The 23,793-nt window shown below is 43.8% G+C and carries 21 protein-coding genes; 15 read left to right on the top strand and 6 right to left on the bottom strand.

From position 1 onward, the window contains the following. The first annotated feature begins 326 nt into the window (after positions 1 to 326). The 3 genes from AC1DCV_RS31775 to AC1DCV_RS31765 are packed head-to-tail and all read left to right on the top strand — an operon-like array spanning position 327 to position 6,472. Complete coding sequence (locus AC1DCV_RS31775) at positions 327 to 3,788, top strand: SusC/RagA family TonB-linked outer membrane protein (protein ID WP_477026951.1); 3,462 nt, start codon at positions 327 to 329, stop codon at positions 3,786 to 3,788. A gap of 18 nt (positions 3,789 to 3,806) precedes the next feature. Then, entirely contained in the window at positions 3,807 to 5,321 is a 1,515-nt protein-coding gene (locus AC1DCV_RS31770; protein WP_477026950.1) for a RagB/SusD family nutrient uptake outer membrane protein, read from the top strand. A 17-nt stretch (positions 5,322 to 5,338) separates the two neighbouring features. Continuing rightward, the gene (locus tag AC1DCV_RS31765) at positions 5,339 to 6,472 is read left to right on the top strand and encodes a redoxin domain-containing protein (protein WP_477026949.1); all 1,134 of its coding nucleotides are present in this window, start codon (positions 5,339 to 5,341) and stop codon (positions 6,470 to 6,472) included. Positions 6,473 to 6,560: 88 nt separating this feature from the next. Here AC1DCV_RS31765 and AC1DCV_RS31760 read toward each other — a convergent pair whose 3' ends face one another. Beyond that, a complete protein-coding gene (locus AC1DCV_RS31760; protein WP_477026948.1) occupies positions 6,561 to 7,535 on the bottom strand; it encodes an NADP-dependent oxidoreductase in 975 nt (324 codons plus the stop codon). Between the two features lie 128 nt (positions 7,536 to 7,663). Here AC1DCV_RS31760 and AC1DCV_RS31755 point away from each other — a divergent pair, with 128 nt between their 5' ends. Continuing rightward, entirely contained in the window at positions 7,664 to 8,515 is an 852-nt protein-coding gene (locus tag AC1DCV_RS31755) for an AraC family transcriptional regulator (RefSeq protein WP_477026947.1), read from the top strand. A gap of 39 nt (positions 8,516 to 8,554) precedes the next feature. Further along, a complete protein-coding gene (locus tag AC1DCV_RS31750) occupies positions 8,555 to 9,145 on the top strand; it encodes a hypothetical protein (RefSeq protein ID WP_477026946.1) in 591 nt (196 codons plus the stop codon). A 7-nt stretch (positions 9,146 to 9,152) separates the two neighbouring features. Here the strand turns inward: AC1DCV_RS31750 and AC1DCV_RS31745 are convergent, their stop codons facing one another. After that, positions 9,153 to 9,350 carry a KTSC domain-containing protein gene (locus tag AC1DCV_RS31745; RefSeq protein WP_477026945.1) on the bottom strand — a complete coding sequence of 66 codons (198 nt, stop codon included), beginning with the start codon at positions 9,348 to 9,350 and terminating at the stop codon, positions 9,153 to 9,155. Positions 9,351 to 9,596: 246 nt separating this feature from the next. Here AC1DCV_RS31745 and AC1DCV_RS31740 point away from each other — a divergent pair, with 246 nt between their 5' ends. Next, positions 9,597 to 10,208, top strand: a complete 612-nt coding sequence (locus AC1DCV_RS31740) for a DedA family protein (protein WP_477026944.1) — start codon at positions 9,597 to 9,599, stop codon at positions 10,206 to 10,208. A gap of 2 nt (positions 10,209 to 10,210) precedes the next feature. Here the strand turns inward: AC1DCV_RS31740 and AC1DCV_RS31735 are convergent, their stop codons facing one another. Beyond that, positions 10,211 to 12,592, bottom strand: a complete 2,382-nt coding sequence (locus AC1DCV_RS31735; protein ID WP_477026943.1) for an ABC transporter permease — start codon at positions 12,590 to 12,592, stop codon at positions 10,211 to 10,213. Positions 12,593 to 12,787: 195 nt separating this feature from the next. Between AC1DCV_RS31735 and AC1DCV_RS31730 the strand changes: the two genes are divergently transcribed. The 7 genes from AC1DCV_RS31730 to AC1DCV_RS31700 all read left to right on the top strand — a co-directional run bounded on the left by AC1DCV_RS31730 (position 12,788) and on the right by AC1DCV_RS31700 (position 18,533). Next, positions 12,788 to 14,281, top strand: coding sequence for a glycoside hydrolase family 32 protein (locus tag AC1DCV_RS31730; protein WP_477026942.1), 1,494 nt, complete (start codon positions 12,788 to 12,790; stop codon positions 14,279 to 14,281). A 25-nt stretch (positions 14,282 to 14,306) separates the two neighbouring features. Further along, positions 14,307 to 14,690 (top strand): DoxX-like family protein, encoded by a 384-nt coding sequence (locus AC1DCV_RS31725; RefSeq protein WP_477026941.1) that lies wholly within the window; start codon positions 14,307 to 14,309, stop codon positions 14,688 to 14,690. Next, positions 14,690 to 15,430: a DUF2071 domain-containing protein gene (locus AC1DCV_RS31720; protein WP_477026940.1), complete on the top strand. Its 741-nt coding sequence runs from the start codon at positions 14,690 to 14,692 to the stop codon at positions 15,428 to 15,430. Before AC1DCV_RS31725 ends, AC1DCV_RS31720 begins: the two co-directional genes overlap by 1 nt. Then, on the top strand, positions 15,418 to 16,167 hold the full coding sequence (locus AC1DCV_RS31715; RefSeq protein WP_477026939.1) for a methyltransferase: 750 nt from the start codon (positions 15,418 to 15,420) through the stop codon (positions 16,165 to 16,167). The genes AC1DCV_RS31720 and AC1DCV_RS31715 overlap by 13 nt, the downstream gene beginning before the upstream one ends. Next, on the top strand, positions 16,151 to 16,546 hold the full coding sequence (locus AC1DCV_RS31710) for a hypothetical protein (RefSeq protein WP_477026938.1): 396 nt from the start codon (positions 16,151 to 16,153) through the stop codon (positions 16,544 to 16,546). The genes AC1DCV_RS31715 and AC1DCV_RS31710 overlap by 17 nt, the downstream gene beginning before the upstream one ends. Before the next feature lie 302 nt (positions 16,547 to 16,848). Continuing rightward, positions 16,849 to 17,643: a DUF7003 family protein gene (locus AC1DCV_RS31705; RefSeq protein ID WP_477026937.1), complete on the top strand. Its 795-nt coding sequence runs from the start codon at positions 16,849 to 16,851 to the stop codon at positions 17,641 to 17,643. A gap of 98 nt (positions 17,644 to 17,741) precedes the next feature. Further along, positions 17,742 to 18,533 (top strand): carbon-nitrogen hydrolase family protein, encoded by a 792-nt coding sequence (locus AC1DCV_RS31700; RefSeq protein ID WP_477026936.1) that lies wholly within the window; start codon positions 17,742 to 17,744, stop codon positions 18,531 to 18,533. Positions 18,534 to 18,638: 105 nt separating this feature from the next. Here AC1DCV_RS31700 and AC1DCV_RS31695 read toward each other — a convergent pair whose 3' ends face one another. Continuing rightward, positions 18,639 to 19,103 carry a pyrophosphohydrolase domain-containing protein gene (locus AC1DCV_RS31695; protein ID WP_477026935.1) on the bottom strand — a complete coding sequence of 155 codons (465 nt, stop codon included), beginning with the start codon at positions 19,101 to 19,103 and terminating at the stop codon, positions 18,639 to 18,641. Positions 19,104 to 19,155: 52 nt separating this feature from the next. Continuing rightward, positions 19,156 to 19,470, bottom strand: coding sequence for a winged helix-turn-helix transcriptional regulator (locus AC1DCV_RS31690; protein WP_477026934.1), 315 nt, complete (start codon positions 19,468 to 19,470; stop codon positions 19,156 to 19,158). Between the two features lie 151 nt (positions 19,471 to 19,621). Between AC1DCV_RS31690 and AC1DCV_RS31685 the strand changes: the two genes are divergently transcribed. Both AC1DCV_RS31685 and AC1DCV_RS31680 read left to right on the top strand, forming a co-directional pair. Then, positions 19,622 to 20,458 carry an MBL fold metallo-hydrolase gene (locus AC1DCV_RS31685; RefSeq protein ID WP_477026933.1) on the top strand — a complete coding sequence of 279 codons (837 nt, stop codon included), beginning with the start codon at positions 19,622 to 19,624 and terminating at the stop codon, positions 20,456 to 20,458. After that, on the top strand, positions 20,448 to 21,128 hold the full coding sequence (locus AC1DCV_RS31680) for an NADPH-dependent F420 reductase (RefSeq protein ID WP_477027038.1): 681 nt from the start codon (positions 20,448 to 20,450) through the stop codon (positions 21,126 to 21,128). The genes AC1DCV_RS31685 and AC1DCV_RS31680 overlap by 11 nt, the downstream gene beginning before the upstream one ends. 220 nt (positions 21,129 to 21,348) lie before the next feature. Here the strand turns inward: AC1DCV_RS31680 and AC1DCV_RS31675 are convergent, their stop codons facing one another. Continuing rightward, positions 21,349 to 22,956, bottom strand: a complete 1,608-nt coding sequence (locus AC1DCV_RS31675; protein WP_477026932.1) for an Ig-like domain-containing protein — start codon at positions 22,954 to 22,956, stop codon at positions 21,349 to 21,351. Positions 22,957 to 23,793 lie beyond the last annotated feature (837 nt).

The following is a 23,793-nucleotide window of genomic DNA, read 5'->3' as shown; positions in this document are numbered from 1 at the left end:
AAGCGCACCATATTTTTTAACACACTAAACCAACTGACTTTTGAATTAAGGAATCATTGCTAAAAACCAAGGCCATTAAAAAAACCAGTGATGGGCAAACATCACTGGTTACAGGCAATAAATTATTCGTGTAAACTCATTTTATCACCGAAATCAAATGTATGATTTTAACTGCTTTGTTCCAAAACAGAGAGGGGGACGCTTATGCGCGAAATCATCCCTGCATCAACACTTCAGAAACGCATCACCACCAATGCAGATCTTACATGCCGGCATATACCGGTACAATGAAAAAAAACAATCAGCCAACCAAAATTTGGAGGATCATGAGGTTATCTGCTTTATTACTAATGGCTGGCGTATTGCAAATCAGCGCCAGGGGCATGGCACAAAGGGTKACCATGTCCGTCAGAAATACACCGCTATCAACGGTGTTCACTAACATCAACCGGCAAACCGGGTACATCGTGTTTTATAACTATGATGCCCTGGAAAGCACCAGACCCGTCACCGTAGAAGTGAAAAATGCGACTATCCAGGAATTATTACATGTTTCCCTGATGGGGCAGGGCCTGGAATATGCGATTGATGACAAAACCATCACCGTTACTAAAATCATCCCCCGTGTACCGGAACTACCTGCGTCGCCGCAACAGATCGTCATTACCGGCCGTATCACAGACGAAAATGGTATCCCGCTGGCTGGCGTTTCTGTGGTGGTAAAAGGCACCAGCAAAGGCACGCAAACCAATAACAACGGAGAGTATACGGTAGCGGTAAAAGATGAAAATGCGGTGTTGTCTTTTACCTATATCGGTTTCGAAAAACAGGAACTGGTAGTAGGTAAAAATGGCGTCATCAGTTTACAACTGAAAGCCTCCAACAACAAATTAAGTGGCATCGATGTAGTCAATACGGGTTACCAGATGATTTCCAGGGAAAGAGCCACCGGCTCTTTTGCAGTCATCGATCCCTATCGGCTCCGCAGCAAATTAAAACCAGACATTAAATCAGCCCTGGAAGGACAAGCTACCGGGGTTGTACTCACCAAGGAAGGTAACCTGGAAATCCGGGGCGTATCTACCATGTTGGGCACTGCTGCCAGCGCACCACTCCTGGTGGTAGATGGCTATCCTACGTCTGCCGGACTGGAATCACTCAACATCGATAACATCGAATCGATTACTGTACTGAAAGATGCGGTAGCTGCTTCTATTTACGGCGCCCGCTCTTCCAATGGCGTAATCGTGGTGACCACCCGTCAGGGCAGAAAAGGTGCCTTGCTGGTGGAATACAAAGGCTCTACCGGCATCACATTGAAACCAGACCTGAAGTACCTGAACAGGGCGACTTCGGCCGACTTTGTGGATGCGGAAATAGAGCTCTATAACCAGGATCCTAATGGCAACCTGACTGACTATAACAACTACGGCTTTACCTCCAGAGTAAACTATCTCCTGATTGCAAAATCACAGGGATGGCTAAACGAAAAAGATGCGGATGCACAACTGGAAGCCCTGAAGAAAAACGATGGACAGGGGCAAATACAGAAATATTATTTCAGGAATCAGTTCACCCAGCAACACAATATCTCTTTGTCTGGTGGCAGCGAAAAAAGTATGCTGAATGCAGCCGTGAAATATATTGCCAATCAAAACAACACGGCGCGCAATTCAGATAACCGCCTGATCTTTGATATGAAGAACGACTGGCGCCCCGGCAAACGTGTGATGATACGCCTGTTCTCTAACGTGAACTACGCCACGTCTACCGCACCGGCAAGAGGCTGGCAGGATATGCTGGCGTATACCAACACCTCCCTGCTGCAACCTTATGACCTGATCGTAGATCCGGCCACCGGTGCGCCACAAACCATGGATTATAAAAATGGTAAAAAACGCGATCGCTACGCCGCTATTGCCGGTACCAAACCGCTTTACTATAATCCGATGGAAGACCTGGGCCTCGAAACCGTTACCGGCAAAACGTTACAGCTAAGACTCGGGGGTAGTGTTAACATAAAAATCCTGGACGGACTGAGCGCGGAAGCCGGCGGATCCTGGAGCCGCGGCGATTACCTGGGCAGAAGTCTGTACGATAAAAATGCTTACCGGGTAAGATTGTGGTACGACGATAATACCTCCATCGCCAACCCATCCAAACATTATATTCCGGATGGCGCCGTAGTAAATGAAAGCCGCAATTTTAACCAGAGCTATATGTTCCGCACGCAGTTGAACTATTACAAAGTCATCGCTTCCCGTCACCGCATTTCTGCTATCGCCGGAAATGAAATCAGCCGGAACACTGCCGACAATAATAACCTGCCTACCCGCTTTGGCTATAACGACCAGGCAGGTACGTTTTCTACCTTTAACTACGCCGATTATAATGCAGGTAACTATAATGCAGATAAATTGGGTACCAGCAGCCCCTCTGCCAGCATAGGCAGCTATGCCTATCAGGATAACCGCTTTGTTTCCTGGTATGCAAACGGCTCTTATGAATACGACAACCGCTTTATCCTCAGTGGTAGTATCCGCCTGGATCAAACCAACTTTTTTGGTACGGATCCCCGCTACCGTTACAAGCCTTTATGGTCTGCCGGTGGTACCTATAAACTCGCGGAAGAAAAGTTCTTTCATATACGTGGGATAGACCGGCTCGATCTGCGTGCATCCTACGGTATCAACGGAAATATTTCCCTGAACTCAGGACCTTTCCTGATTATCACACCTGGTAGTTATTCTAATTATACGGGAGATATATCTTATGGTATTACTTCTCCCCCTAATAATTCCCTGCGTTGGGAAAAAACAAAAAGCACCAACTTTGGCGTAGACATTTCTTTGCTGAACAGACGCGTTAATGTAACGGCAGACTACTACCTGCGTAACAGCAGTGACCTGCTGGCAGCAGATGCGATTGATCCTACCCGCGGCTTTAGCTCTCTCACCAAAAACATTGGAGCAGTAAGAAACCAGGGCTATGAAATATCGGTAGATGCAGATGTGATCCGTAAAAAGAACCTGGTATGGAATACCTTCTTCAACTTCAGTTATAACAACAATAAGGTACTCACCTATAATGTTACTTACCAGTACGCTTCTTCCATCACCAACGGTGCTATCAAAAAAGCAGGCGACCCGCTGGATGCCTTGTATAGCTATCGTTATGCAGGATTAGACAACAACGGGGTATCGCAGTTTTATACAGCTAAAGACGAAAAAAGTGGCGGCGGAAATGTGTCAGTAGGTGACCTGATATACAGTGGTACACTGCGTCCCAAGTATGCTATCAGCATGACTAACTCCTTCCGGGTGAAAAACTTTGACTTGTCTTTTATGTTCATTGCCAAATTAGGAAATGTGTTAAGGAGAGATGCTTTCAGCGGATCTAATATCCTGAATAAACATGTATCTGAAAGATGGAAACAACCTGGCGACGAAGCCAAAACCATCTATCCTAAACTCAGTGACTGGAACATGGATATGTTTTATTTCCCTTACTCAGATATCCTGATAKAAAGCGCCAGTTACATGAAACTGCGGGATATCACCTTAACTTATGATATCAACCCGCAGCTGTTGAAACACATCGGTTTCAGTAACGCAAGAATATACCTGCAAACCCGGAACCTGTTTATGATTACAGCCAATAGCGATCATCGTGATCCGGAAACATCTGAGCTGAACCTCAGCGGCGGCACCGGTGCATTCACCGAACAGGGATTCAGCTCCCTGCCATTGCGCCCCGAGTTTTATGTAGGGTTATCATTCAGTCTTTAACATTTAATTGTGGCGATCATGAAACAGTATATACTTATTTTATTAACCATCATTTCAGGGAGTATGGCTTCCTGCAGCAAATTCCTGGATGTAAAGCCTAAAGGAAAACTCATCCCCACGGAAGTGGCGGACTTTGATCACCTGCTGGACAACGCAAACATTGCCCAATGGGCATTTTTGGATAACAACACTGGTTGTAATCTCGGCTACTTGACAGATAACCTGTCTTTGTCCGACGGCATCGGCAATATCAACTACAAAGCCAATAACCATCCTAACATAGACCGTTACTGGGCGTATGTATTCAGACAGCCGTATAAAAATCCATCTACCTCGGATTATTTCTGGGACTGGGGTACTTACCGCTCTATGGCCTACTTCAATAATGTGATAGATGGCATACGCGCTATTCCTAGTCTTAGTTCAGAAAACCAGTTGTATGCAAAAAGAGTGGTGGCACAGGCGCTGGTAGACAGGGCATGGTCTTATTTTATCACTACGCTGGTGTATGGCCCGGTATATAAGCCTGGTACGGCCAACGATACTAAAACCATTCCTTACGTAACCAGTTCCGATGTAGGTGCTGCGTTGCCGGACCTCTCCACGCAGGAGCAGGCTTTTGCCAAAGTATCGAACGATATACAGACAGCTTTACCCGATATGCCGGATGTCACCAACTGGCCATCACGTCCCAATAAAGTGGCTGCACAGGCATTGCTGGCCTACTTTCACCTGTTTACCCAGAAGTACGACAGCGTGGTGTATTACGCCAACCTCGCCTGGACTGCAGCCAACGCAGGAGGAACCGATAAATTGATTTATGATTATAACAGCTTTTCGTGGACGGACCCAACGAATCTTGTAAACAGTACGATCAAAGCACCCGATAATTTCCTGACGGCTGCTAACAGCCGGGAGAATTTATTGTACAGAAATATTGATGGCGGCGCAGGCAGATCTACTTCTTCCTATCCTTCAGATGAAGTGATTGCATTGTATGATCAGGCCAATGACCTGAGATTTAAATATTTCTTTTTAACCGCACCCGGTTATAAAACAACTTACAATAACGTAGTCTATGATGATGGTAACCGGATACAGTACTATCGTGGATCCAAATCAAATATGACAGCAGGATTTACCTATCCGGAACTGCTGCTTATGCGTGCAGAAGGATATGCCCGTACCAACCAGTTGTCTGCGGCCATAGCGGACCTCAATACGTTGCGTCGTTACCGTTATAAAACCGGTACGCCTGCATTGGGTATTGGTTCACAAACTGAAGTAATACAGCAGGTGCTGGACGAAAGAAGACGGGAACTGCCATTGGGCTCATTCAAACGTTTCCTGGATCTGAAAAGACTCTGCATCGAAACAGGCAAACCGTGGAGCAAGACAAGAATAACACATAAGATAGGTACTGAATCTCACGAGGGAATCATCGATTCTAAAGATTTTATTCTTACTATTTCCAACGTGATCCTTAAATTTAATCCACAGTGGAATATACCATTGGATGGAAGACCCTTTTAAATCAAAAACAAGTCCATATGAAACACATTTTAATCACTATGCTGGCTTTATTGCCTGCCACCCTATTCGCTCAGGAAGGTGCTTTTGTACTGAAAGGCAAAATAGGTACGCTGGATGCACCTGCCAAACTGTTTCTTACTTACCGTGCCGACGGGGAAATAGTCAGGGATTCTGCCGCCTTACAACAGGGCGTGTTTGAATTCAAAGGCAAAGTAAGTGATCCGGTAAAGGCTACACTGTTGTTACGCCACACTGCACCTACCAATATGATGTCTTATAAATTAGATCTGTTGGTAGTATACCTGGAGAAAGGCACCATTACATTAAGTGCCCCGGATTCCGTGTATAATGCGGTGGTAAAAGGTTCCCGCGTGAACGATGACCAGCAGCGCCTACAATCAAAATTAAAAAGCGCCAGCTCACAGAGAGAGCAACTGACAAACGACTACATTGCCGCCAGTGAAGAAACGCGCAAGTCGGAGGCGTTTAGAAAATCTTTCGATGAAAAAAATAAAGCACTGCGTGCTGTAGAAAAGGAGATTTACAAGGCATTCATAAAAGAAAACCCTAAATCTCCTGTAAGCCTGGATGCGATCCAAAGTTTTGCGGGATCTGTTCCGGAGAATGTGGATGAAATAGAAACCGCATACAACGCTTTATCTCCTGTGGTGAAAGACAGTAAAAAAGGTAAAGAAGTAGCAGGCATCATCCATGGTTGGAAACAAACAGCCATAGGCGCTATCGCACCAGCGTTTACACAAAATGATACACTGGGTAAGCCCGTGAGCCTGTCCGATTTCCGCGGTAAATATGTGCTGGTGGATTTCTGGGCCAGTTGGTGCGGTCCTTGTCGTGCAGAAAATCCGCATGTGGTAGCCGCCTTTAATAAGTATAAAGACAAACAGTTTACTATCCTCGGCGTTTCCCTGGATCAGCCAAACGGACAGGATGCCTGGTTAAAAGCGATTCATACCGATCAACTCACCTGGACGCACGTATCTGACCTGAAATACTGGGAAAACGAAGTGGCAAAATTATACGGTGTAAGGGCAGTACCACAAAATTTCCTGCTGGATCCTAATGGGAAAATAGTAGCGAAGAACCTTCGTGGGGAAGCACTGGATAAGAAGCTGCAAGAATTGTTGCCGTAAAGCTGTTAGCCATTAGCTTTTAGCTGTTAGCAAATGCAGCGGAGATCACTATATGTTAATCTCCGCTGCATTTGCTAACAGCTAACAGCTAATTGCTAACTTCTACTACTATCTTGCCTTTGGTTGTTCCTTGTTTCATGGCTGTTAGTGCTGCTTTCATCTCATGGAAAGGAAATACGCTGTCAATATACGATTTCACTTTACCTGATTCCAGCAATAAGGCAATAGCATCAATGGCTTTTTCTTCAGAAAATACGCCGGTGTAGCGTACATCAAATCCTTTGGATTGATAGTAGGCCATATCTGCTGGTTTTAGGGGATGAGGAAGATGGAAAAGTGCGGCTCCGGGAGCGAAGTGTTTTTCGTAAAGGGAAGCCGGGTATCTTCCGCCGGAATCTAATACCAGGTTTAGTTGCAGGCTATCTGCCTGTTCGAAATTAAAGTCATTGTAATCAATGATTTCATCTGCCCCAATACTCCGTACCCAGTCTGCATTGGCGGCATTGGTAAGTCCTATCACATAAGCACCTTTTTCTTTGGCCATTTGTATGGCATAATGTCCTACGCCACCAGCCGGTGCGGTTACCAGTACCCGGTCTCCTTTTTTTACAGCGTAATGGGTGTTTACATTTTGCCACGCAGTAATCGCTGCCAGTGTAGCAGCAGCCGCTTCATTAAAGGTGATGTTGTCAGGTTTTTTAGCGAGATGGATAGCTGGTGCGGCTACATATTCTGCGTATACGCGTCCATGCCCCGGCATCTTTATCATGCCGAACACGGCATCCCCTACCTTGAATTTGGTGACTTCGCTGCCTACGGCGGTAACTATGCCGGCAATATCGGATCCGAGTATCAGCGGAGAAATGCCATCCAGCGCAGGGGCCCAGCTTGCACGCAACCCTTCCGGGGTGGTGAAGTCTTCCAGCGTTTTATAGTCTACAGGGTTAATGCCAATGGCTTTTGTTTGAATTAATACTTCCCCGGGTCCTATCACAGGAAGTGCTGTTTCTGATAATTCCAGGGAGGCGTTTTTATCCAGTCTTTCTAAGACAATTGCTTTCATAATTGCTGCTTTTTGTGTGTACAAAGCTAGGCCACAGCAAACGGTTAAACGGGTACGTAAAAAGGAATCAGCAGTAACAGAATGGGATGAGGCTTTCTCAGCCCACGTTTATTATGTAGATTTACAGTATGGAAAAGGTACATGACCCATTCAGTATTACCATAACCACACTGGATTACTGGGAGAAACGCAATCGCAGAAATAACTTTTTTGAGCTGGTATATATCCTGGAAGGCGCCGGCGGACAACAGGTAGAACATACGCATGCGTCTTATAAGAAGGGCAGTATTTTCCTGCTGCCTGCTTCAGACTGTCATACCTACCAGATTGCCGAAACCACCACTTTCCTGTTTATACAATTCAATGCCAGCTTCTTTTCCGGGGAACAGGATTGTGTAATTGACTTCGGAAAATGGTTTTGTCGCCTCAACTTTATCATCGGTAATTACAACCGGAAGGCGGGCGAACTCATTAGTAACGAAAACGACAAACAACACCTGGTACGCTTACTGGAAATGCTGATGTATGAACAACAACGGCAGGACGGGCATTCCCGCCGTATCATGCAGGGACTCATGGTGGCCGTACTGGAACAGATTGCCCGCAATGTAGCCACCGTATTGCCTGGTGAGCAGGGCTTCGAAAGTAACCGCTTTGCCGACGTGTTACTGCATATTCAGTATCACCTGCTGGATGAAGATAAGATTGCACCACAATACCTCTGTCAGCGTTTCGGCATTTCCGCCAACTATTTCAGCGAATACTTTAAACGCAATGCCAACGAAACTTACCAGGAATTTGTACTCCGCTCCAAGCTGAAGCTGGCAGAAGCAAAGGCACTGTACACAGATACTCCCTTTAAGGAAATAGCCTACGATCTGGGATTTACAGATAGCAGTCACCTGAATAAAATGATGAAACGCTTTTATCAGAAGGGGATGAGTGAAATCAGGAAGCAAGCCATGTTAGGCGCAGCATGATGAAAATAGTATCTTAGAAGAAGTAACCTTTCTGTATATATGAAAACGCTGTTCCTGAAGTGCTTATTGCCGTTGGCCTTGCTGCATGGTTGTATCTCACAGAATAATAAAAAAAATAATACACCTGAAAAGGTAGCAGACACCGTGAAAGCGGCTACCCCGGAATCCAAAGTGGGAGATGACTGCGTATTTGATACCAGTGCTTACAAGTTCACCTCTGAAAAATTATTCGCCTACCAGAAAAATATCCATTTTACCTGGAATGACCAGGACAAGGCAGCGCTGGTAAAACTGAATGAGCACGATAGCCTGCAACTGCATATCGGCGGCTGTTATGAATTTTCCTGGTCAGCCATTTTTACCACAGATTCCGCTGCTTTTGATAATAACGGGTACCTGCTGAATAAAGCGGCGTGGCTGGCGAAAACGTTTATGGGTAACGGATTTGATACAAAATACAGCGAATGTATTTCCAATCAGTTGTTTACAATAGACAGTTCCAGGAAAGATGTAAAAGCGCTCACCATTATTAATAAGGATACTGCCATCACCAATAAGATCTATGATGCAGTACTTTTTGAACGTAGTGGCCACCGTACTATTATCAACATTATCGGCTACGAAAATTAAGTAGTTCCTACTTTATTTTTTCAAAGGAATAATGCCCTTTTACATATTTATTAAGATAGATACCTTTTGATCCTGACGATTTCATCGCCAGGTAAACGGCCTCCGGCACTTCTTTGTAATCGTATATCATGCCCGATACGAAGATAATTCGCAGGGTATGTGTTTCGGCGTTATAAATCATATGTGCAACCACAGAGGACGGCATATATGCCGGACCTCAATTATCATACCGGCAGGAGGATCACTTTTTTATCTGGCCTGATGCAAAGTCTTTTTATTTTATGCCAGATACTGGAAAAGGATATGGAAATTGAAAGGCTTCTCTTAAATTTACCTGGTAAATGTTTAACAAACTAACAGAATACCCTCTGAATACTTTTCAGGCGCTAAGCGATATGATGAATGCCTGATCAACAAACTTTTTTGTACTGATCCTTAATATTTACTACGAATGTCGGATGCTGCATCGTTCCTTAGCTACGGAGGCCTATTGTTTTTATTCCTCGCTGTATACGGACAAACCGGATTGTTTTTTTGTTTCTTCCTCCCCAGCGGCGGATTTATGTTTACGGCTGGTGTATTAATTGCTACCGGAAGTCTGCATTACAACGTACTGCTGGTTTGCGCATTGTCGGCTGTAGCGGCTATTGCAGGCAACATCACCGGTTATTGGTTTGGCAGGAAAACAGGTCCTTTATTAGCAAACCGGAAAGACTCCCGGTTCTTTCGGCGGCAGTACCTGGTGTCGGCAGAACATTTTTATAATAAGCATGGCGCAGTCGCGCTATCAGCAGGCGTATTTCTTCCGCTGATCCGCACCTTTGCTCCTATTGTAGCCGGCATGATCCGGTTGGATTTCCGCCGCTTTCTTTTATATGTAACGATAGGTTCAGTGGGTTATGCATGTAGTTTTGTACTGGCCGGTTATCTCATCGGGAGTATGCCCTTCTTACAACCATATCTCAAGTACTTCATCACAGTTATTGTTGTAGCAGTAACGGTTCCGGTGGTGATACGTATTGTCCGGGAATTCCGGAAAGGCGGTAACGAAAAGGCGGAATAGTTTTATTCCGTCCGCAAGCTTTTGATGGGATTCGTCAACGCTGCTTTTATCGCCTGAAAACTAACTGTGCCTAAAGTGATCAGTAACGTTGCCAATGCCGTTATCACAAATGTCCATAGAGAGATGTCTATGCGGTAATCATAACGTTGCAGCCATTGGTGCATGAACCACCAGGCAACCGGCATCGCAATGCCAAATGACATCAGGGTGAGCAGCAAAAATTCTTTCGATAAAAGGCTCCAAAGATTAACAACAGAAGCGCCCATTACTTTTCGTACCCCTATCTCTTTGATCCGTTGTTCTGCGGTAAAGGCGGCTAGTCCGAAAATCCCCAGACAACTAATAAAGATGGCGAATAAAGCAAAGCAAGCGGACAACTGACTGATACGGTTTTCACTCGCAAATTTGCCGGCGTAATCTTCATCTGCAAAACGAAAGTCGAAAGGCGCAGCAGGAGCATACCGCTGGAATATCCTTTCTATCTTTGCCAGGGCAGCAGGTACACCAATGTTCGGATTAATCCGGATGGTGATCTCGCTGGCATTTCCATAATCCATCATAAATACGGTAGGAGCAGCCTTCGAAAACGGAGATTCCATGATCACATTTTTTATCACACCTATGATATGGAAATTTTTATCATCGAATTTAATTGTTTCTCCCACCGGGTGCTTTAATCCCATATAGGCTACTGCACTTTCATTTAATATGAGGCCAAAAGTGTCTGTAGCGAAATTCCTCGAAAAATCACGACCTGCTGTAAACTGCCAGTCTACCGTTTTACCGAAATCATGTGTTATCCAGGACACCGCAAAAGTGGGATTTACAGCAGGATCTTTTCCCGGCCAATCAAACCCCGTAAGATGTGCATAAATATCTGTAGCGGGATTGGAGGCCTCTGCCATATTTGCTGCGGCGCCGGAGTTGATGAGTTCATCGCGCAGCACATCATACTTCCCATGCAGCTCCGGCGTAGTCATGGAGATATTAATCAACCCATTCCGGTCATAGCCTAAAGGTCGGTTACGTGCATGCTCAATTTGTTTAAAAATGATGATGGTACCTATGATGAGCGCTACAGAAACTGTAAACTGCAATACCACTAACACTTTCCTGGATAGCACGGCCAAAGGCCCGGTTTTGAAAGTGCCTTTCAACACTTTCAACGTTTGAAGGGAAGAGAGGTAAAAAGCCGGATAGCTGCCGGCTAACAGACCCGTTAACAACGTAAGGCCCGTGATGCCCATCCAGAATGATACCATACTCCAGGGAAATACAATGGATTTATCGGCCAGGGAATTAAACCATGGCAATGCCAGCAACACCAGCAAGATAGCCAGTAACATAGCCATCCCGGCTATGATCAGGGCTTCTCCCAGGAACTGAAAAATCAATTGATACCGCACTGAACCCACCACCTTGCGTACGCCTACTTCTCTGGCCCGCTTCTGAGAGCGCGCCGTGTTCAGATTCATGAAATTAATACAGGCCAGGATAAGTACAAACAAACCGATAGTACCAAAGATCCACACATACCGGATACTACCACCCACATTTTTTCCATTACTGAATTCACTATATAAATGCCATTTGCTCATTGGCTGTAAAAACACTTCTGCATGATCATTTCTGCCAGGTTTCCCTTTGAGTACATCCCGGATGGCAGCAGTAGTATGGGTGATGGCTGCATGATCCGCCAGTTGGGCATAAATGAAGAATGAATTATTGTTCCATTGATCATACGATCTTTTCACCCACGCCTGATTGGCAACATAATAAGCCCAGGGAATCATGAAGCGGGTACCATAAAAACTGGTATTCCGGGGGAAATCTTCAAATACTCCCGTCACCTTCAGCACACTTTTGTTATCTATGCTGATCATTTTATTGATCGGGTCTGTGTCCCCAAACATGGCTTTGGCAAATACAGCACTGATCATGATAGCCGAAGGATCATTTAACCCATGCAACGTACCTGCTATCATTTTAGGAGATAACATATCCGTTAATTCAGGCTCTGCAAACAAACCCTTTTCATTCATTTTCTTGCCTCCATAAGAAAGGATGTGATCCCCACTGGGGCGCTGTAAGGCGATATACTTAAAATAAGAACCGTACTTCGAGCGCAATTCCGTTGATGCAGGAATAGGCATCACCGTTTCCGTAGAAATTTTATGATAGGCTACATTATCCCAATGATGCATGACCTGCGTAATGCGGTCATAGTTTTTAAAAGATCTGTTATAAGATACTTCATCCTTTATCCACAAACCAATTAAGATAACCACCGCCATTCCGATGGACAACCCCAGAATATTGATAATGGCAAACCCTTTGTTTCGGTTTAAGTTACGCCATGCGATCCGGAAATAGTTCTTGAGCATACAGTAAAAGATAATGATGATAAATAGGTCACAAAATAATGTACCACTTTTACAATGGCTTTATTTCCAGTAATTATATATTATATAATTAATTATTTTGTTCGCTTTTAGTACAAAAGGTGTTCAGTAGTGAAAAGGGGAGAAGCAGTATGGAATGTAAGTAGTAAGCATTATATTTATCGATATCATCTTGCTATGAAGCGACAACTATTTTCCATACTGGCCACCATCATACTTCCATTCACTTTACACGCGCAGGATCAGCCCACGCCGCAATGGCGGCCCGTATATCATTTCACAGCGCCGCAAAACTGGTTGAACGATCCTAATGGCCTGATCTATMTCAATGGGATTTATCACCTGTATTATCAGCATAACCCATTCGAAAATAAATGGGGACACATGAGCTGGGGCCACGCCATCAGCAAAGATTTGCTGCACTGGCAACACCTGCCGGTAGCCATTCCTGAAACAGCAACAACAGATACCACCACCTGGATATTCTCTGGTTCTGCAGTATGGGATGAACATAACAGCAGCGGTTTGGGCAGGAATGGCAAAGGCCCTGTTGTAGCTATCTACACGGCTGATCAGCCCAAACAACAAAAAGAGTCACAATTTATCGCATATAGTAACGATGGTGGACTTACCTATACGAACTATGCCCATAACCCGGTAGTGGATATCCATCAGAAAGATTTTCGCGACCCCTCGGTGATCTGGCTGGAAGAACAACACAAATGGCTCATGACAGTGGCAGTACCTGCGGAACATAAGGTACAGTTCTATAGTTCCGGGAACCTGAAAGACTGGGTGCTGATCAGTGAATTTGGCAACCAGGGAGATACCCGTAAAATCTGGGAATGCCCGTCTTTAACCCCGCTATATGTAGATGGAAATCCGGCAAAGAAAAAATGGCTGCTCATGGTATCTTCCGGAAATCAGGATGCAGCCACCGGCATGCAATATTTTATTGGTGACTTTGATGGAACAAAATTTACGAACGATAACGCGGCAACAACACAACTGTTCGTAGATGATGGCAAGACCTTTTATGCTGCCATCCCTTATAACCATCTGCCGGATAACCGCCAAACCATGATAGGCTGGCTCATGCCGTTTGAAACAGCTACCAGCCCCTGGCGCGGACAAATGTCTATTCCACGTGACTTATCTCTGAAAACAACGGCGGTGGGTATACGCTTATTTCAGCAACCGGCGGCCATATTGAATACCTGCCTGGAGCAATTGCCTGCTGCTAAAAAGTGGGCGCAGAAAGCATTAACATTGGATAGTAAAGACCTGCCGCTGAACAACGGACAACGTTTTAATAGCAACACCAACTGGATAGATGCTACCTTCACGCCAGGCACCGCCACGGATTTTGGATTGAAAATAGCACAACACAAAAACGGCCGGCAAGTGGTGATTGGTTATAACGTACAACGCAATGAACTCTGCATTACTGATGATAAGGAAGTACAACGGGTTTCCGTATCACCGGTAAATCACCAGATCCGGTTACAGGTATTATTGGATAAATCTTCGGTAGAAGTGTTTGTGAATAACGGTGAAAAGGTAATCACCACCCTGATATTCCCTGACAAGGAAGCCACAGGGTTTGCCGCGTTTGCCGAAAACGGACACGTAACATTGAATACATTGAAAGTATGGGATCTTGGTAAATAATAACTATTACGGACAAACGAAATAAATGCAGCCCCGACTTTATAAGTATATCAACATCGCCATAGCCACAGTTTGGATAGTGAATGGATTATTTTGCAAAGTATGTAACCTGGTGCCCAGGCATCAATTGATTGTGGCCAGGATTCTGGGAACAACACATGCACAGCTGTTTACCCGCACCATTGGTTTCCTGGAAATATTAATGGCGATATGGATCCTCTCCTCTATAAAATCGAGGTGGTGCGCCCTCACACAGATAATAGTGGTGGCCGCCATGAATATCATTGAATTCATCGTCGTGCCTGACCTCTTACTCTTCGGAAGAATAAATATTATAATAGCCGCTCTTTTTATCTTCCTCATCTATTGGAATCAGTATCGCCTTCATCGCTCAAAACTCAGTTACTGATGCTGTCCTTTCTTAAAAATCATCCTTTTGCGGTAGAAGCATTTTTCGACAGCTCGCTGGTATTGACCTACGCGGTTCCTATGGCTGCTTTACGACCGATGGTGCCGGAAAAACTGGAACTGGATCTCTTTCAGGATAAATGGGCTTTTATAGCAGTGGCAGTAGTAAAAACAAAACAGCTAAGACCTAAAGGATTCCCTGTTTTTATGGGACATGATTTTGTACTCACCGGCTACCGGGCCTTTGTACGTTATACTACCAGCCAGGGTAAAAAGTTGCGCGGTTTATATATCCTGAAATCAGAAACAGATAAAAGGAAGATGGAGTTTTTAGGTAACCTGTTTACACACTATAATTACACCACCACAGATATTGATATAAAAAAAGAAGAAGAGATTGTTCGGGTGCAGTCACGGAAATCAGGCGTAGATATCGCCGTTCATTTGGGTAACCTGGATGCGGGACTTCCTGCCGGTTCTCCTTTTAACAACTGGAAAGAAGCAAGACGATTTGCCGGCCCATTGCCCTTTACATTCAGTTGTAATAATACGTCCAATGAAGTACTCATCATTGAAGGTGTCAGAGAAAACTGGACACCCCGATCTGTGGAGGTCCTCACATCAGAAGTGGACTTTCTGAAAATCCCGGCATGGGAAGAGGCGGTGCTGGCTAATGCATTTMTGATTCAACAAATTCCTTATTACTGGAAAAAAGGCAAGGTGGATATATGGAGAGAGTAGAACGAACAGCCTGTCAGGGCCTGATAAATACTATGCGCTTTAACTGGCATTTCTATTTGCTGTCAATATTGTTCATCGTGGCCGGATTATTTTTCCGGCAATTAATGCCGGTGCGGATATTACTGGTACTCATCACCTTTAGTACCTTGCTATCTTTAGGGGTATCCTGGTATATTTACGATGGTAGCGGATTATATCACCTGCGCTGGTTAGATGAACTTGCAATTTCTACAGGCCATCAGATCATTAACATCCATGCGGGTTTTGACGAAACAAGTCATCTCCTGCAACAAAAGTATCCGGGAGCAGCGCTACAGGTATTTGATTTTTACGATCCGTTGAAGCATACAGAAATTTCAATTGAGCGTGCAAGAAAAGTGTATGCGCCCTACCCTGGAACGCAGGTTATCAGTACAACCGCTGCTCCACTGCCATTTGCATCAGCGCATGTCATCTTTCTTTTCCTGGCTGCCCATGAAATCAGGAAGGAGGAAGAGAGGTGCCGGTTCTTTGAGCAACTGCATCATAGTTTGCAGGAGAATGGGAAGATTATAGTGCTGGAACACCTGAGAGACACCCGTAACTTTATCGCGTATAATATAGGTTTCCTGCATTTTTTTTCCGGCAGCACATGGAAGCGCACCTTTGCAGCAGCACAACTTACCATCGGAAAAGAAATGAAGATTACTCCTTTTCTGTCGGCTTTTATTCTTGAAAAAAATGGAATTACATCTTAAGATCACGGGGTATATCCTCGTGCTATTATCCATCATACATATTTTCTTTCCGGGTTATTTTAACTGGAAGAAGGAATTTGCAGCGGTGAGTCTTTTAAGCAGACAAATCATGTATGTGCATACTTTTTTTATTGCGCTGATTGTTTTGTTGATGGGGGTATGCTGTATCTATGCGGCGGAAGATATATTGCAAACAAGGCTGGGACATCTGCTTGCCCTGGGATGTTTTATCTTCTGGGCCATCCGTCTGTTATTCCAGTTTTTCGTGTATTCTCCCGTGTTATGGAGAGGAAAACGTTTTGAAACTATCGTCCACGTGTTGTTTTCTTTTCTCTGGGGATATTTCAGCGTGGTATTCTTCCTGGTATCCGGTATTTAATGATCAGCAGTTTTCGGGCAAATATCAATCGCCGGAAAACTGCTGATATGCTCGTTATTCATCGTTAGTCATTATTATGTTGACAATGAACTATAAAAGCTAAAATTAAATCCGGGGCCTTAACAGGAGACCTGATTTTGCGCAAACAGGCTTAATTAAGATGAAAAAAGAAAGATAATGGGGAGGTATTTGATAATAATAAAATATTAATTTGAGGGACGTTACGTTTTTATTTAGGAAATCTTATCGGCTTATTGTTCCTGGTAGCTTGTTCCGGGGGAAGTCATTCAAACACTGGAAAAATGAATTTTACAGAGAAAGAAATATTGGAAAAGTTGGATTTGGCTTTTCAGGGTATACCGGCAAGTGATTTTCCATCGGGAGGGTCGGAAGATATTCAATACAATTTTTTCCTGGATCTGGAGCATGGTTACTGTGAAACCGCTGGTAGCCGGATTCATCTCTATGGTGACAAGACCCACTGGGCAATAGTTTTTGAAAAAAACGGTTACCAGAATCGAGCCTCAGCCGCCGAAACGGAATTGGATTATATTGGTAATTGTATCCATTACCCGGTGGATGTTTATCCGGAAAGGAACTATATCACAAATGCCAGCCGTATTATGTTAATATCTTCAGATGAGTATGAAAGAATAAGAAATGTGAAAGGAAAGGAAATGGAAGATTTTGAATTGATTAGTCCGGACGCCAAAGAGGTGAATATCCATGGGAAGGTGGTACCCATTGAACACGACACCACAAAGTATACCCGCCTGGGTATTCAGCTCCGTGATTATAGTAATCCCCAACACCTGATCGGTTATGAGGATCTGGTGAGATTTTTCAGTGACACACAGCCCGAACTCCTGAATGCAACAGAAACGGAAATAAAACAGCATATTCCTGCGGACTTACCTAAAATAATGACGATTGATAACTTCCACTTTGAGAGCGTGTATGGAGGCGGAAATTTACCATCCAAACATGAAACCTATCAGCTTATAGCAAAAGTGTTGGTGAATGGAGACAGCGCATATTGGCGTCCCACACTTAAAGCCAACAATCATTGGTCCAATTGGGAATCTGGAAATTTATGATCCCGGATATCTTTAAAATAGGCGCTTTATTTTGTCTGATGTTTGTATAATTTCGTGTCTGCAACACTCACTTCTTTGTGGAACACAATTTTTATTTTATGATAAAAATAGCTTTAGCCTCCCCTCCATTTCCGGCATCCATTAATGATGGCTTATTCTGGATGGAAAAATTGATAAAAGCAGCAGTCAAAGAACATGCGGAAATCATCTGTTTCCCGGAATCATATATTCCTGGCTATCCGGGAATGGGAGCGGGTCCGGAAGAACGTACAGAAGAGCAACTGCAAATGGCATTAGATGCCGCCTGCAAAATGGCAGCTGAAAATGGAATCGCCATTATCCTGCCCATGGACTGGAATCATCCTACTGGACTTTTAAATGTAGCCTATGTGATATCAGATAAAGGGGAGATTTTGGGCTACCAGACAAAAAATCAACTGGACCCAACGGAAGATAATATGTGGGTGGCTGGTACTCAACGCAGTATTTTTGAAATAAAGGGGGTGAAGTTCGGTATTACCATCTGCCATGAAGGATTCCGGTACCCGGAATCAGTAAGATGGGCAGCCCGGCAGGATGCTAAAATTGTATTTCATCCGCATTTTGTTGGAAGCAACAGCAGTGGGGCAGTGCTCACAGAATGGGGCCATAAGGACAATCCTTATTATGAAAAAGCGATGATGATGAGAGCAATGGAGAATACCATTTATTTCGCTGGTTCCAATTACGCCTCCCGGTATCCGGAAGCAGCCAGCTCGTTAATAGCTCCCGATGGTACCTGTTTGATTCACGGCACTTATGGAACCCCGGGTGTTGTAATAGCAGATATTGACCCTGCATTGGCTACGGGTTTATTGGCCAAAAGATTTAAGGAGGAATTGTATAGGTAAGATGACGACGACTGATGTGTTGTCGCAAAGGGCATCTATTGGACGCTTCTATAGGCACATTTGTGGTGGTTGTTTTGAAAAATATGCCTATAGAAGCGCCGTCTACTAAAGGATGGCGGCTAATTGCGCAGCTGAATAGTTGATGGACTTCAATGTTTTATTATCGTTTTTCCTGTATACCAGGTACAAATTATCGATCTCCTTAAAATAGCAGTCTACGTTTTCAGTTGCTTTATAATGTTCGACTGTTTTCTCCGCTTCTTCTACTGTTTTACAAGCCTTGCTCATATTAGATCTGTGTACTTCGTCAAAAAGTTCGCGGAATTTTTCACCAAGGCCAAACTCCAGTATGGCACCAGATAAGACGTATTGGAGATCGCATAAAGCATCGGCAATTTCCACTATGTTTTTGTCGGCAATCGCCTGTTTCAATTCATTTAATTCTTCCTGGAGAAGCGACACTCTTAATTCACAGCGTTGTGTTGCCGGAATAATTGGGGTCTGCTGGATCGGGTGTTTAAATGTGGTATGAAATTCGGCCACCTGGCTTAATGCCTTGATATCTTCCATAAAAAAGAGTTTTAACGTTTAAATATAGTTTTTTTCTGCTGGTACCTCAGGCTTACTCTATTTCCTCGATAGTGCCCTCATTTTCTCCGAGCTGCCGTCCCCACCTGGCAATAGCTTCAAGCGGACCTGTCAGGGTTTCTCCAAATGGGGTCAGCGCATATTCTACCCGGAGAGGTGGTTTGGTTCCGAATGAGGTTCTTTGGATCAGTCCATCCGCTTCGAGTGCTTTTAACTGGAGGCTTAACATTTTCTCTGTGATATCCGGGATACGTTGCCGAAGTTCCGAAAAACGCATAGTTTCTTTTCGCAGATACCATAGGATAACACTTTTCCATTTTCCACCAATATAATCCATCGTAATATCCATTGCACAGTGATAGGTTTTTCCATGAAGTTTAAAACCAACGTTTTTTCCTTTAATAATCATAATGTTTTTTTGTACTGTCAGAATTGACAGTTATTGCGCATGATGCGGAAGCAGTTTACTTTTGGTGTTCAAAATTATTCAAAAGTAGAAAATGAAAACCAAAATTCATACTTATACATCGCAGGAACCCATGATGAAAGTAAATGCTTTCATTGTAGAAGGGGCTAATGAACTGGTGATAGTAGATACTACGCTCACACGAAGCGATAGTCTTGGATTAAAGCAACAGGCCGATGCACTGCAGAAGCCTATTTCAGGAATTATTCTTACACATGGACATCCTGATCATGTGGCCGGCACCTATAACCTTAAACAACATGCCGATATACCGGTATTTGCCGTGCCTTCGGTGAAACAATTAATGCTTGACACCGAACAAATTAAACATGCCCAATGGTCTGGCATGTTTGGCCAGGAATGGATACGGGAATGGTCGTATCCAACTGAATTGGTCAACAATGGTGACCAGGTACGTATTGGGGGTATCACTTTTTCCGTGTTGGACATTGGTGCGGGAGGAGACTGTGATGCCAATTCCATCTGGCTGCTGGAAGATGAAAACCGCGCAGCTTTTGTCGGGGATCTGTTGTACAAAAACAACCATACATATATGAATGATGGTGGTATACTCCGTTGGCTGTCTAATCTGGAAACATTAACCCCGGCGTTGAAAGATTTCGGCTCTTTCTACGTAGGACATGGCCCTGTATGTGATATCAAAGATTTTGGTAAACAGCAGGCATATTTCCTTCGGTATTGTTCAGAAGTTTTGAAAGCAACCAATGGAACCGGCATTTTTAATGACGACAGCAGAAAACTTTTTGAACAAACAATGTTGTCTGCATACCCTGATTATGGTTGCCAGTTTATGGTGGGTCTTTCAGCAGATCGGGTAGGGAAAGAACTGGCAGGTATTCATCAACATTAAGTCAAACAAATTTTACATGAAAAATATAGGAATACTGGGAACCGGTATGGTAGGCAATACGATTGCTACAAAACTTATTCAGCAGGGCTACAAAGTAATGATGGGGTCAAGAACTCCTGATAATGAAAAGGCGCTCGCATGGGTAAAACAAAATGGCGGCAATGCTTCCTCAGGAACATTTGCATCCGCTGCTGCATTCGGGGACATTATTTTCAATTGCACCCAGGGAGAAATTTCGCTGGAGGTAATGAAACAGGCAGGCATCGATAACCTTAGGAACAAAATTCTGATAGATGTTAGTAACCCGCTTCAGTTTATACCTGGTAAAAGACCTGTGCTTATTCCGGAACTATGCAACACTAATTCATTAGGAGAGGCCATTCAGAATTTTTTACCGGATACACAGGTAGTGAAAACGCTGAATATTGTTAACTGTGAAGTGATGGTAGATGCTGGCAAATGTGGAGAAGACGCTACCATGCTGCTGGCAGGAAATAGTTCAGCCGCCAAAGCAGAAGTAGTTGAAATACTGCAACAGTTTGGATGGAAGGATATTATTGATCTGGGTGATATTGAACATGCCCGTTCAACAGAGATGATGTTGCCTGTTTGGTTGAGTGTGTTTATGGCTACAAAAAATGGAAATGTAGGGTTTAAAATCGTGAGGTAAGTAGGCGGCTCTGGAACCTGGCCTCACTAGCATATTTAAAAGGAAAAGGAATAGACTTAGTCTATTCCTTTTCCTTTTCTTCAGTATCTGATAATCTTCCCGCAGTTCAACCATTTTGTGGCAGTAAGCCTCTGACATCATATTATTTGCTCCGAAAGAGCAGATGATATGATGTCGGAGATTAGAACAGCTATGCAGATACACCTCGCTTTTGGGCTGACTATTTTTGTATTATAATTTTTCCTGTCAGTTTTTCTCCTTTAGGGGTGTTGATTTTTATGAGATAAATGCCTGACGGGATATGATTTGGTACTTTCATGTTGTTTGTCTTCATTATACTCTTATAAACAGGTACGCCATTCATATTATTTATGATAATCGTGCTGCCCGCCAAATCCTTGTTGTATTGAAAGGAGATCTCTCCGTTAGTTGGATTCGGATGTAGTTTTAACTCCATCGGGAGTCCTGTTTTGCTGGCAAACAGAAATTGATTGCTGACAATCACTACGGCCCTGGTACGGCTACTGCTTACACAACTATCGAGCAGTGATTCAACGTAATAATGCAAAGTATCTGAAGTAAGTGGATGAACAGGAAAAGCATTGCCGGTAAATAGTGGGGAACCGCCTGTTGCTGTGGAATACCATTTGAAAGTAGCTCCCTGTGGCGCAATTGCTTTCAGGGTATCATAGGCATTTACGATCATGAATAATGTATCATGGGCGAGCGAAGGAGGTGTCCGTGGAGTAACTCCCACTTTTACAGGAATGCGTTGTGGATATTCACAGGATCCTTTAGCCGTAACATAATAGGTGGTGGTGGTATTGGGGCTTACGCTATAATCCGGGCCGGTATGAAGTTGGGTTCCTCCTGTGGGAGCACTATACCAGATGATGGAGTATAGCGCATTAGGAACCACCTGGACGGCATGCAGGGTGGCGCTGTCCCCTTTGCAGATATGTACACTGTCAATATCCACCCGGGGTAAGGAGGAGGTACTGCCTGCGAAATATGAATGACGAACAGAATCTGATCTGCATCCGGTTACACGATTTACAGCCTGTATATAAATATCTCCCTGTGAACCGGCAAAGTTCGTATAATAGGGTAGTTGAACAGAATCCCTGTTTAATACTACATAAGAAGTATCTAAAATCAGATGCGAAAATGCAGTGTAGATCACTCTTACATTATAATCCATATCTGGCTGATGATTCAGTATTGATACGAAAGGTGCGCCACATACCATTCCTTCAGGAGGATAATAAACCGGATTGTCTACGCTGTTTTTCCGGTAAGCATAGTAAAGCCGGAAATTGCTTAGCAAACCAACAAGGCTACTGCTTAGTTTGATCTTTACCCGGTCAAATTGCTGTTGTGGCCGCAATAATATTTCTCCTCGGCTATTGCATTGGAGGAGCTGCAGTATGCTGGAATCCACAACATGCGTATCATTATTGAACGTGCTGCCATTATAGGTTTCCACGGTTACTCCACCAAATAAGTTGGCAGACAATACCGGATTTCCGCTACCGATCCCAATAACAAGAGAGTCGCAACCAGCAGCACTTGCGGTTGGGAAAATAAGTGTTTGCTCCACGCTTACACCTAAAAGACCTACATTGATGATAAAGGTGGAATAGTCTTCAAAGCTGCTGTTATTTATGGGGTTGTTTGGATTATTTACACCACACAACAAACACAGGCCATTTACCTTGTTGGTTTGACTATTGGCATATGTTTTCTGCCCGAGCGCTTTTGATGATATTACCAGAACAGCAAGTAATATAATGAGGAGTTTTTTTGGGACAAAGTAAAAATTACACATTAAGATGGATTTGTTGTGATCAAATAGGGTTCGTTAATTAAGATAGAAAAGGTCATTGTCTGGAATGATGTAGCTCCTCCATTTTTAAAGTTATTTGTTCAGGGTTAACATCAGGCCGCAGCTTTCAGTGGCGATCAATGAAAGGGTAATGCCGGTTAAATATCTTTATTCATGCTGCAATTGCATGTCATCCATCATCATGTACAAGGCAGCCTAAAAAAGATATTTTCAAAAGTTGCAGGATAAAGTTGAAAAGTTGGGGGATAATTTTTCATAGGCATGTCCATCTGTCGTTCAACCGGAATAAGCTATTTTGCCTCTCTGTAGATATTTTGATGAATAAACCCTTTATACCTGCTTTCTTTCAATAGTCTATCTCCTTCTTCAGCTACAGCCTGCTACTGAAGCCGCAGATATGACCAGTTTTGACCTCCATCCGTCTTCTTATTCGGTATTACATCCGGAACTCATCCCCGCATCAAGTCCACCTCATCCCCGTATCAAGTCCACCTCTCCTGCACTGCTTCTACAGGTACTAAGCGGGTGCTAAGCATAGCCTGGACGGAGTCTACATATTGAAAAGGTACTGCTGACTATATTGAGGGATCTAATACACTATATCTTAAAGTAGTATTTAGAGGCAACGAAGATAAAATTCCTTCTAAAATATCCGTGATGCAGGCATTCGGGATCAAGTTGAAAACCTGGGGGATCGCATAAATTTTAAGCATAGAGTTTAGTTAATCTATAAAGGAAGAATTCAACATCCCGCACCCCTCGCAGTGCATTTCTAAAGGATTTTACTTTGGCATTAAAAGACTCTGCAGCGGCGTTGGT

The sequence above is a fragment of the Chitinophaga sp. 10T418 genome, assembly GCF_056394125.1.
This window is presented reverse-complemented; position numbering and strand designations above follow the sequence as displayed.